This is a genomic window from Magnetococcales bacterium, from assembly GCA_015232395.1.
In the GTDB taxonomy this organism is placed as follows: domain Bacteria; phylum Pseudomonadota; class Magnetococcia; order Magnetococcales; family JADFZT01; genus JADFZT01.
In genome coordinates this window covers 22,546-31,904 of the sequence record JADFZT010000014.1, presented here as the reverse complement: position 1 = coordinate 31,904, position 9,359 = coordinate 22,546, and the positions used below count along the sequence as shown (strand labels likewise).

The window sequence follows — 9,359 nt, the reverse complement described above, 5'->3', positions numbered from 1 at the left end:
TCCCCTCCTCATTAAATCCCTTCATTTTTCAGTGCTATCGTCCTTTCCGGACAAATATTCGATGCAAAAAATGTGATGTTTTCTCCACAAGCGGCTTGATCTTTGGTGTATAGAGGGCGATCATCAGGAGATTTTCCGGTCTGCCGGGTTTGATTTCAGGATAATCCCGGAGTCAAGAAGATCTGTTTTTTGATGAGCGAATCGGTTGCGGCTTGCCACTCTTCTGACTTGGCCGTTGCAGCTGGAGCTGCCTGAGCCCGAATAGGCAGCCTGTCCAAACAGTGATCCATCACAGGCTGCTGTCAGGTCCAATCGAGGTGGAGGTGAGCTTTCTTTACTGAATGCCCGGGAATCCACTCATAAGGCTTGGGGATATCCAGGGCATGATTGAGGGCGGACGGTATGATCGAGTTTTTGTCCAAAGGTGGGGTGGTCATGATCCCCATCGGTCTCTGTTCAGTTGTGGCTCTGGCAATCATTTTTGAACGATTTTGGGCCTTGCGTCGCAAACAGGTCATTCCTCCTGAGGCGGTACGTCGTATCGAAGAGCTGGTGATGCGGGGGGATATGGAAGGGGGCAAAGGCTATTGCATTGCGTCCCGAAGCAGTTACGGCAACATCATTCTCTCCGGCTTGCGCAACCATGGAGAACGCCGTCGGGTCATCAAGGAAGCTGTCGAAGAGGCGGGCCGCCAGGAAGTGGTCCACATGGAAAGATACCTGACTCTTCTGGGAACCATTGCCGCCATTACGCCGCTTTTGGGCCTGCTGGGAACCGTTCTGGGAATGATCAAGGTCTTTTCAGTTATCTCGACGGTGGGGGTTGGCGACCCGGGGGTTTTAGCGAACGGTATATCAGAGGCCTTGATTACGACTGCTTCTGGCCTCACCATAGCCATTCCGGCCCTGGGGCTGCATCGTTATTTTAATCGCGTAATTGACAAGTATGTCGTTGAACTGGAACGTTTTGCGCTGGTAGTTGTCGAACAGATCAAGTCCGGTCATTAGAGGTGTGGGATGCAGTTTCGGGCCAAAACAACCAAAACACCGGTCACCCTGGACATCACCCCCATGGTGGATGTGGTCTTTCTGCTCCTGCTCTTTTTCATGGTGACCACCACGTTTGCTTCGATCAACGACATCAAACTCAACCTGCCCCAAGCCAAAACGGGAGACGCCCTCTCCAGTGATTCGGAACGAATTGTTGTAACTCTGGACCGTTCAGGAAATTTAACGGTTCAAGGCCATTCGGTCTCCCTGGAAAATCTGGGAGAAAACCTCTTGAAAGCGGCAGGGGGCGATCTTCAGCAGGTTATTTTCATTGAAGCAGACGAGGCTGCCAGTCATGGACGGGTGGTGGCTATTTTGGATGCATCCCGCCAACAGGGTTTTTCCCGCCTGGCTATCGCAGCACAGGCTGGATTCGAAAAAAAATAATTCGATCCCTGTTTTATTTGTAATCGCTTTTGTTACAATTAGGTGACTTTGCGGGATCTCTTGGTTGTCATAACGGAAAAAAGGAAAGAACAATGTTTCACAAAGAAGAACGTGTAGCGATTTTTATCGACGGATCCAACCTCTATGCGGCTATTCGATCCCTGAATTTTGATTTCGACTATAAAAAGCTCCTTTCCTATTTCCATAATCAGTGTCGGTTGGTGCGGGCCTACTACTATACCGCTCTGGGAGACGATCAGGACTACTCCCCAATCCGGCCTCTGGTGGACTGGCTGGCCTATAACGGATATACGGTTATCACCAAACCCATCAAAGAATATGTTGATCCCAATACTGGTTCCAAGCGAACCAAAGGCAACATGGATATCGAAATAGCGGTGGGTATGATTAAAATGGCCCCCTACTACGATCATGCGGTGTTGTTCTCCGGAGATGGCGATTTTCGTAGCGTGGTTGAGGCCGTTCAGGATCAAGGCAAACTGGTTACGGTCATCAGCTCCCTCATGACCCAGCCGCCGATGATCGCTGACGAACTGCGTCGACAGTCAGATGATTTCATTGAACTCAACTCCATCAAGGAACATCTGATCCGTACCCCCTTGTGATGACAACCACGAGAGGTTAAGCCCATGGCATCGATTGAATCGCTTTTTGCACACTGGAATTCTCTCGAAGATCTTCGAGCAAAAGACCGGCTGCTGGCCAAACTCCTGGACGGTACGGCTGATGGGGAGCCTCCCCACTACTGTACCGACCTTGCCAAAGCCCAAGAAGCGATGGATCAGGCCTGGGCCTTTGTGGAAGAGGCCGCCCCCATTCGGGTGAGCTGCCATATTCGGGGCAATGCCCAGGGTGGCGGTCAAAACTGCCATGTGGAGTGGTGGCCGGATGACGACACCCATCTGGTAACCCCCACCTTTTCCACCGAAGCGGAATCACGCGCCTTTGCAGCCTTTGTATTCGCAAGCCTTGAGGCCGACCGGAACTATCCCTGACTGCAGAATAGAAAGGGTTTGATCAAAAGAGCCATCTCTTGAATCCAAGAGACCTACCCCCTTGATTCAAAATATGTTCCTCTTGGCCTAAGCAGGATTATCAACCCAGGTTTGTTTGGGCACGCCTCTTAATCCCACTTCTGTTCAGCAGTGGGTCCAATGATCGAAACTGTCGATACAATAGAGCCACTCTGTTTGAAAATGGCCCCTTCGAAAAAGCCTGTTGCAACAGGTTGATTTGGCCTTGATGCAACGTTACACCACTTATCTGTGAATCTCACATAGACCTGAACAGGCTACGATCCTCACAAGCCACAAGCCACAAGCCACAAGCCACAAGCCACAAGCCACAAGCCACAAGCCACAAGCCAATCTTTACGACCAAAATCAGCCAACTGCAACAAACCCTTTCAGTCCGATATTTATTTGTGCAGCCCTTTTCTTCAGGGCGATCATCTGCTTGTGGAAGAGAGGTTTTTAGCTTGGATTGGGCCTTTTTTCGGGTATTGTTACACACCCCCCAGGAGAGGCTTCCGGGAAATTGAAGGATTAGGCCTGGACGAAATCACCGTTGTGGTGGATTATGGGGCCGCTTTTTTCTCTACCCCTATCACGATCAAGGAGAGGAACCCATTGGCCAAGACAGCCTTTCTTTTCCCCGGCCAGGGGGCTCAAGCCGTCGGAATGGGCCAGGTTCTGGCCGAAGCGGACGGCGGTGTTCGGGAGCTTATCCAGGAAGCCGACCGGGTGCTGGGCTTTTCCCTGGGCAGCTTGATGTTCGAAGGCCCGGCTGACAAGCTGAACCTGACGGAAAACACCCAGCCTGCGCTGGTAACCACCGCTCTGGCGGCGTGTCATCTGCTGATGGAACGCAGCAAACTGCGGCCCGATTATGTGGCAGGTCACTCTCTGGGAGAGTATGCCGCCATTTCAGTCGCGGGTGGCTTTTCCTTTGCCGATGCCGTGCGGTTGGTGCGGTTGCGTGGCCAAGCCATGCAGGAGGCGGTTCCCGTCGGCGTGGGGGGAATGGCCGCCATGCTCAACATGAGCCAGGAAGATGTGGAAGCGGTGTGTCGGGATGCGGCCCAGGAGAGTGGACAGGTGTGCGTTCCCGCCAATTTCAACACCTCGGCTCAAATTGTCATCTCCGGCCACCAGGAAGCGGTCAACAGAGCCGTGGCATTGGCCAAGGAGCGGGGCGCCAAGCGTTGTGTTCCCCTGGCGGTTTCAGCCCCTTTTCACTCCCCCTTGATGGAACCTGCTGCCAAACGAATGGATGAGGCACTCAAGGAAACCGGCATCAAGGATTTAAATATCCCCCTCATCGCCAACGTGACGGCATCTGAGGTGACTGACGGCAACGAAGTCAGACGGCTTTTGGTGGAACAGATAACTGGTGCCGTACGCTGGGAGGCCTCCATTCACCAATTGTTGACTCTCGGGGTGGATCTTTTTGTGGAAGTGGGTACTGGACGGGTTTTGAGCGGCATGATGAAACGGATCGACCGCAAAGCCCGAGTGGTCACCATCAACGCGCCCGAAGATATCGATAAACTGGAAGGGATCTGAGCGGTCGGATCGAAATGGTTGTGGTCCGGTAGATTTCGGCACCTTAGTCCCGGGTTATGAAAATCTGTCCGGAATTTTGGAACCCTGCCCAAGATTCTGGAATCCTGCTATGAATTGGATTGGCATGTTGGACTGTTCAAGGGTTGAGCGACAACGCTCCCCAAAGAGGAGATCACGATGAAGGATCGTGTGGCCATCGTAACCGGCTCCACCAGTGGTATCGGTCGCGTTATCGCCTTGGATTTGGCCCGTCGAGGGGCCAAAATTTTGATCATCAGCAACGAATCGATCCGAATTCTGGAAGCCCTGGAAGAGATCCGGGAATTTTCGCCGGAATCCGAATCCTTCGAGGCGGATGTCACCTCCAAGGCCTGTCTGGGAGAAGCGGTCAAGCTGGCCCAAAAAAAATTTGGTCGCATCGACATTCTGGTCAATAACGCCGGCATCAATCGGGATAACCTCCTGTTACGGATGTCCGACGGAGAGTGGGAGCAGGTGATGGCGGTTAATTTGACCGCGGTCTTTCAGCTGACTCGCCTGGTCTTGAGGCCCATGATGAAGGCCCGCTATGGCCGCATCATCAACATCGCCTCGGTGGTAGGGCAGACCGGCAATGCCGGACAGGCCAACTATACTGCCACCAAAGCAGGGTTGATTGGATTTACCAAAAGTCTGGCCCGAGAAGTGGCGAGCCGAAAAATCACCGCCAACTGCGTTGCACCCGGGTTTATTCGCTCTCCGATGACCGACAAGTTGAATCCCAAGGCTCAGGAGGCTATTCTCTCTCAGATTCCCTTGGGTGCGATGGGCTCTGGAGAGGATATCGCCGAGGCGGTCGCCTTTCTGGCTTCTGACCGGGCAGGCTACATCACCGGTGAGACCCTGAATGTCAACGGGGGGATGTACATGGGCTGACGCCCACTTGAACAGAACAACGCCTTCAGCCACTATTGAGCGAAGGTTGCAGGTTTTACGGGGATTGCAGGTTTCACTGATGGATCGAGTACTATTCGTTTGAGAGGAAGGAATCCAAACCAATGAGCGATATCGCTGATCGTGTAAAAAAGATTGTTGTGGAGCAGCTGGGCGTGGAAGCGGACCAGGTGACGGAACAAGCCAATTTTGTGGATGATCTGGGGGCTGACTCCCTGGATACCGTGGAGCTGGTCATGGCTCTGGAAGAGGAATTCGGTTGCGAAATTCCTGACGAGGCGGCAGAAAAGATCGCCACGGTCACCCAGGCCATTGAGTATATCCAGAATAATATGGACTGAGTTGTTTTGAATAATGCCCGCGCCACCTTCCCTCGGGGAAGGCAGGCGCTTTTTTTTGGGGGTGGCACGTGAATCGGAGAGTGGTCATCACCGGCGTGGGCTTGGTGACGCCGTTGGGAACAGGAAACAAGCTGACATGGGATGGGATCCTGGCCGGAAAGTCCGGCATCGCTCCTATCACCCATTTCGACACATCGGAGTATGCCAGCCGCATCGGTGGCCAATGCTGGGACTTCAATCCGCTGGATTGGGTGAGCAAAAAAGAGATTCGCAAGATGGATCTCTTCATGTTCTTCGGCATCGCCGCAGCGGAGCTTGCCTGGCGGGAAGCGGGCATTGAGGTAACGGAGGAGAATGCTCCGCGCATCGGCGTGACGGTAGGCTCCGGCATCGGTGGCCTATCAGCCATCATGAAGCAGGCCATGGTGCTTAAAGAGCGCGGTCCCCGACGGATTTCGCCCTTTTTCATTCCCATGTCCCTGATCAACCTCATCTCCGGACATCTGGCAATCCGTTTTGGCATCAAGGGCCCCAACCACGCCCCGGTGACGGCTTGTGCGACGGGCACCCATGCCATCGGCGATGCCGCCCGCATGATCCAACGGGGTGAGGCGGATGTCATGGTGGCTGGTGGCGCGGAAGCTGCCATGAATGAGCTGGGTGTGGGCGGTTTTGCCGCCGCCAAGGCTCTTTCCACCCGTAATGACGACCCGGAAGCCGCCTCCCGGCCCTGGGACAAGGGGCGGGATGGCTTTGTCATTGCCGAAGGCGCCGGGGTGGTGGTTATGGAAACCCTGGAACACGCCCAAAAGCGTGGTGCCAAGATTTATGCTGAGGTAGCCGGATACGGCATGTCGGGGGATGCCTACCACATCACAGCACCCGACCCAAGCGGTGACGGGGCCATACGCTGCATGCGGGCGGCCCTCAACGATGCAGGGGTCAATCCCGAAGAAATTGAATACATCAACGCCCATGGCACCTCCACCCCCTTGGGGGACAAAGGAGAGACCGATGCCGTCAAGCAGGTGTTCGGGGATCATGCCAAAAAGCTCATGGTCTCCTCCACCAAATCCATGATCGGTCACCTTTTGGGAGCGGCTGGCGGGGTCGAGGCTATCTTTACCGCCATGGCGCTGCAACAGGGGGTAATTCCGCCGACCATCAATCTGGATGATCCCGATCCCGAATGTGATCTGGATTATGTGCCCCACACCGCCCGGCAGGTCTCGGTGAACACGGCACTCTCCAACTCCTTTGGGTTTGGGGGCACCAACGCCACTCTGGTCCTCAAGCGCGTTCCCTGATGCGCAAGACCCTCCTGTCTGGCACGCTCTTTCTGTTGTTGGGGGGAGGTGTGGCAGCGGGCTTTCTGACCGACCGCTTCTTTGACTTTATGGATACCCCCCTGGCCGCACCGGTGGAACTCACCATCGATAGCGGCTGGGGCGTGCATCAAGCCGCCCGTGCCCTGGAAAAAGAAGGGGTGGTCACTTCTGCCCGCTGGTTTTCCCTCCTCGCCCGTTTTTATGGTGAAGGATATATCCAAGCGGGTGAATATCGCTTTCCCGCTGGTGAGACGCCTCTGGATCATCTGGAGCGGCTACGGGAAGGGAAGGTGGTCAGTCATCGTTTGACCCTTCCCGAAGGGTTTTCAGTACGGGAGGTGGGGCAGGTTTTGGAGCAGAGAGGCTGGTCTGGGGCTTTGGCTTTTTTGGAAGACCCTGAGAGCCCCAAAAAACTGGGACTTGATGCCCCTTCCCTGGAGGGGTGGCTTTTTCCGGAGACCTATTTTTTCAAAAAAGGGGATACCGCCCAGCAACTGATCGCCCGGATGGTGGCGATGACCCGGGTGGTGCTGGATGAGGAGTGGCGGGGGCGGGAAAAGGGTATCACCCTCACCCCTTACGATGGTTTGATTCTCGCTTCCATCATCGAAAAAGAGACCGGTAACGGTAACGAACGGCAACGTATTTCCGGTGTTTTTCACAACCGCCTCAAAAAACGGATGCTGCTACAGAGCGACCCGACAGTGATCTACGGCATCCCCAATTTTGATGGCAACATCACCCGCAAGCATCTGCGCACCCCGACCCCTTTCAACACCTACACCAGTCGCGGTTTACCCCCCACCCCCATCTGCAACTCGGGTCGTGCAGCCATCCACGCGGCCTTTCATCCCCAAAAAAGTAACGAGCTGTTTTTTGTCGCCCGCAGTGACGGCAGCGGCACCCACGTCTTTTCCCGCACCCTGGCAGCACACGAACGCAACGTGGACCGATATCAGCGGCACCGCAAAAAATCCAAATGATGCCACCGGGGTACCCTGGGGAAATCATCACAGGGAATCGGTGAAAAAATCGTGTAGAATATGGCTGGCAAATCGTATTTTTCGAACGTCATGCGGATGGATTGCGTGCTCCTTTCGGGGCGGGTGATCGAAATGGGATCACGGTAACGGATGCAGGGAAAATTGATCACATTCGAAGGGGGCGATGGAGCGGGCAAATCCACCCAGATTCGCCTGGTGGGGGATCTGCTCCGGCAGCTGGGGTGCGAGGTGGTGGTGACCCGGGAGCCGGGGGGGTGTGACCTGGCGGAAAAAATCCGTGCATTGCTGGTTACCGGCGAGCCCGGTGGTATGGCCCCTGCTACGGAACTGCTGCTGATGGAGGCCGCCCGGGCTGAACATGTCGCTCAGGTGATCCGTCCCGCACTTGAGCAGGGGGCCTGGGTGCTTTGTGATCGATTTTTCGACAGCACCACCGCCTATCAGGGGTATGGTCGAGGGATGGATCTGACCTGGATCGACACCCTCAACCGCTGGGCCACCGGTGACTTGATACCGGATCGTACCTTCTATCTTGATCTCGACCCCGAGGCGGGGGTCTCCCGCTCCCAGGGGGGAGAGGAGTCCCGTTTTGAACGGGAGGGGGGAGCGTTTCACCGGCGGGTTCGTGAAGGTTTTTTAAACCTGGCCGGACGTTTCCCCCAGCGCCTGCGCTTGATTGACGCCACCCGGGATCCGGACGGGGTTTTCCAGCAGATACGGCAAGGCATGGGAGACCTTCTTGAAGCCACTTGAGGCCATACGCGGTCAGGAAGAAGCCCTCCAGCAGCTACGCAGCGCTTTGAGTGGCGAGCGCATGGGCCATGCCTATCTTTTTTATGGCCCCCAGGGCGTGGGCAAAGGCAGTGCGGCCAAAGCCACATTGCAGTCCCTTTTTTGCCGTCGGGAGAGTCCGGCAGCAGATGGGGTTTCCGGGTGTGGCGTGTGCGGAGCCTGTCGCAAACTGGCCAATGCCAGCCATCCTGATGTGAATTTTGTCGGGGTGGAATCGGGCAAGACGCAAATTTCTGTGGATCAGATTCGGGAGCTTTCCCGGGTGCTCTCCCTAACCCCTTTTGAGGGGGGATGGAAGGGGGCGATCATCGATGATGCCGCCCTGATGAACGCTTCCTCAGCCAACGCTTTGCTCAAAACCCTGGAAGAGCCCGCCAACCACTCCTTGCTGATTTTGGTCACCAACCAACCAGGCGCACTGCTCCCGACCATTCGTTCCCGTTGTCAGCTGGTGCGATTTGGTACCCTGGAAGAGTCTGAATTAGTATCTGTTTTGCAGGAGGAGGCCCCCCAAGCCTCTGCAGAAGTGTTGCAGCAAGCGTGTGAGATAGCCCAGGGAAGTGTCGCCAGGGGGCTTGATTTTTGCCTGGGAGAGATGCCCAAACTCCGGGCCAGGTTTCTCAAGGAGCTTGATCACTCCACTTCGGGGGGGCTGGCAGATCTGCTGGATGTGGCCCTGTTTTGGAGTCACAAAGATCGTTTTTTGACGGCCCTGGTTCTTTTGCAGGCATGGTTCCAGGAGCGGATCCGTGATAGCGTGTTCCAGGAGCCGAAGGATGGGGGGGCGTATCAAGAGGGTCTGATGGAGCTATCCCTCTGGAGCGATCGGCTGATCAACCGAGCCAAAAAATTCAACCTGAACCGCCAGCTGGTGCTGGAAGCCATCCTGATTCGGCTTTCCAGATGGCGGCGGACATCCTCCTGAATCCGGGATCGTTT

At 55.3% G+C, this 9,359-nt stretch carries 11 protein-coding genes; all 11 read left to right on the top strand.

Annotated features, from left to right (window positions below; all coding sequences use genetic code 11):
• Positions 1–402 precede the first annotated feature (402 nt).
• The 11 genes from HQL52_06110 (at position 403) to holB (ending at position 9,345) form a co-directional block, all read left to right on the top strand.
• Positions 403–1,008: a MotA/TolQ/ExbB proton channel family protein gene (locus HQL52_06110; protein MBF0369017.1), complete on the top strand. Its 606-nt coding sequence runs from the start codon at positions 403–405 to the stop codon at positions 1,006–1,008.
• Positions 1,009–1,017: 9 nt separating this feature from the next.
• The gene (locus HQL52_06105) at positions 1,018–1,437 is read left to right on the top strand and encodes a biopolymer transporter ExbD (GenBank protein MBF0369016.1); all 420 of its coding nucleotides are present in this window, start codon (positions 1,018–1,020) and stop codon (positions 1,435–1,437) included.
• A gap of 92 nt (positions 1,438–1,529) precedes the next feature.
• Positions 1,530–2,063 (top strand): NYN domain-containing protein, encoded by a 534-nt coding sequence (locus HQL52_06100; GenBank protein ID MBF0369015.1) that lies wholly within the window; start codon positions 1,530–1,532, stop codon positions 2,061–2,063.
• A 24-nt stretch (positions 2,064–2,087) separates the two neighbouring features.
• Positions 2,088–2,453 (top strand): hypothetical protein, encoded by a 366-nt coding sequence (locus tag HQL52_06095; protein ID MBF0369014.1) that lies wholly within the window; start codon positions 2,088–2,090, stop codon positions 2,451–2,453.
• 633 nt (positions 2,454–3,086) lie between these two features.
• Positions 3,087–4,022 carry an ACP S-malonyltransferase gene (gene fabD, locus HQL52_06090; GenBank protein ID MBF0369013.1) on the top strand — a complete coding sequence of 312 codons (936 nt, stop codon included), beginning with the start codon at positions 3,087–3,089 and terminating at the stop codon, positions 4,020–4,022.
• Positions 4,023–4,199: 177 nt separating this feature from the next.
• Positions 4,200–4,937: a 3-oxoacyl-[acyl-carrier-protein] reductase gene (gene fabG, locus HQL52_06085; GenBank protein MBF0369012.1), complete on the top strand. Its 738-nt coding sequence runs from the start codon at positions 4,200–4,202 to the stop codon at positions 4,935–4,937.
• Between the two features lie 122 nt (positions 4,938–5,059).
• Positions 5,060–5,296, top strand: coding sequence for an acyl carrier protein (locus tag HQL52_06080; GenBank protein MBF0369011.1), 237 nt, complete (start codon positions 5,060–5,062; stop codon positions 5,294–5,296).
• Positions 5,297–5,364: 68 nt separating this feature from the next.
• Positions 5,365–6,603, top strand: a complete 1,239-nt coding sequence (gene fabF / locus HQL52_06075) for a beta-ketoacyl-ACP synthase II (GenBank protein ID MBF0369010.1) — start codon at positions 5,365–5,367, stop codon at positions 6,601–6,603.
• Entirely contained in the window at positions 6,603–7,607 is a 1,005-nt protein-coding gene (mltG, locus tag HQL52_06070; protein MBF0369009.1) for an endolytic transglycosylase MltG, read from the top strand. Before fabF ends, mltG begins: the two co-directional genes overlap by 1 nt.
• A 150-nt stretch (positions 7,608–7,757) precedes the next feature.
• The gene (locus HQL52_06065) at positions 7,758–8,381 is read left to right on the top strand and encodes a dTMP kinase (protein MBF0369008.1); all 624 of its coding nucleotides are present in this window, start codon (positions 7,758–7,760) and stop codon (positions 8,379–8,381) included.
• Positions 8,368–9,345 carry a DNA polymerase III subunit delta' gene (gene holB, locus HQL52_06060; protein ID MBF0369007.1) on the top strand — a complete coding sequence of 326 codons (978 nt, stop codon included), beginning with the start codon at positions 8,368–8,370 and terminating at the stop codon, positions 9,343–9,345. The genes HQL52_06065 and holB overlap by 14 nt, the downstream gene beginning before the upstream one ends.
• The last annotated feature ends 14 nt before the right edge of the window (positions 9,346–9,359 follow it).

Coding starts and splice junctions, on each gene's coding strand:
- HQL52_06105 (MBF0369016.1), top strand. CDS start 1,018: ATGCAGTTTCGGGCCAAAACAACCAAAACACCGGTCACCCTGGACATC.
- HQL52_06095 (MBF0369014.1), top strand. CDS start 2,088: ATGGCATCGATTGAATCGCTTTTTGCACACTGGAATTCTCTCGAAGAT.
- HQL52_06080 (MBF0369011.1), top strand. CDS start 5,060: ATGAGCGATATCGCTGATCGTGTAAAAAAGATTGTTGTGGAGCAGCTG.
- mltG (MBF0369009.1), top strand. CDS start 6,603: ATGCGCAAGACCCTCCTGTCTGGCACGCTCTTTCTGTTGTTGGGGGGA.
- HQL52_06110 (MBF0369017.1), top strand. CDS start 403: ATGATCGAGTTTTTGTCCAAAGGTGGGGTGGTCATGATCCCCATCGGT.
- HQL52_06100 (MBF0369015.1), top strand. CDS start 1,530: ATGTTTCACAAAGAAGAACGTGTAGCGATTTTTATCGACGGATCCAAC.
- HQL52_06065 (MBF0369008.1), top strand. CDS start 7,758: ATGCAGGGAAAATTGATCACATTCGAAGGGGGCGATGGAGCGGGCAAA.
- fabG (MBF0369012.1), top strand. CDS start 4,200: ATGAAGGATCGTGTGGCCATCGTAACCGGCTCCACCAGTGGTATCGGT.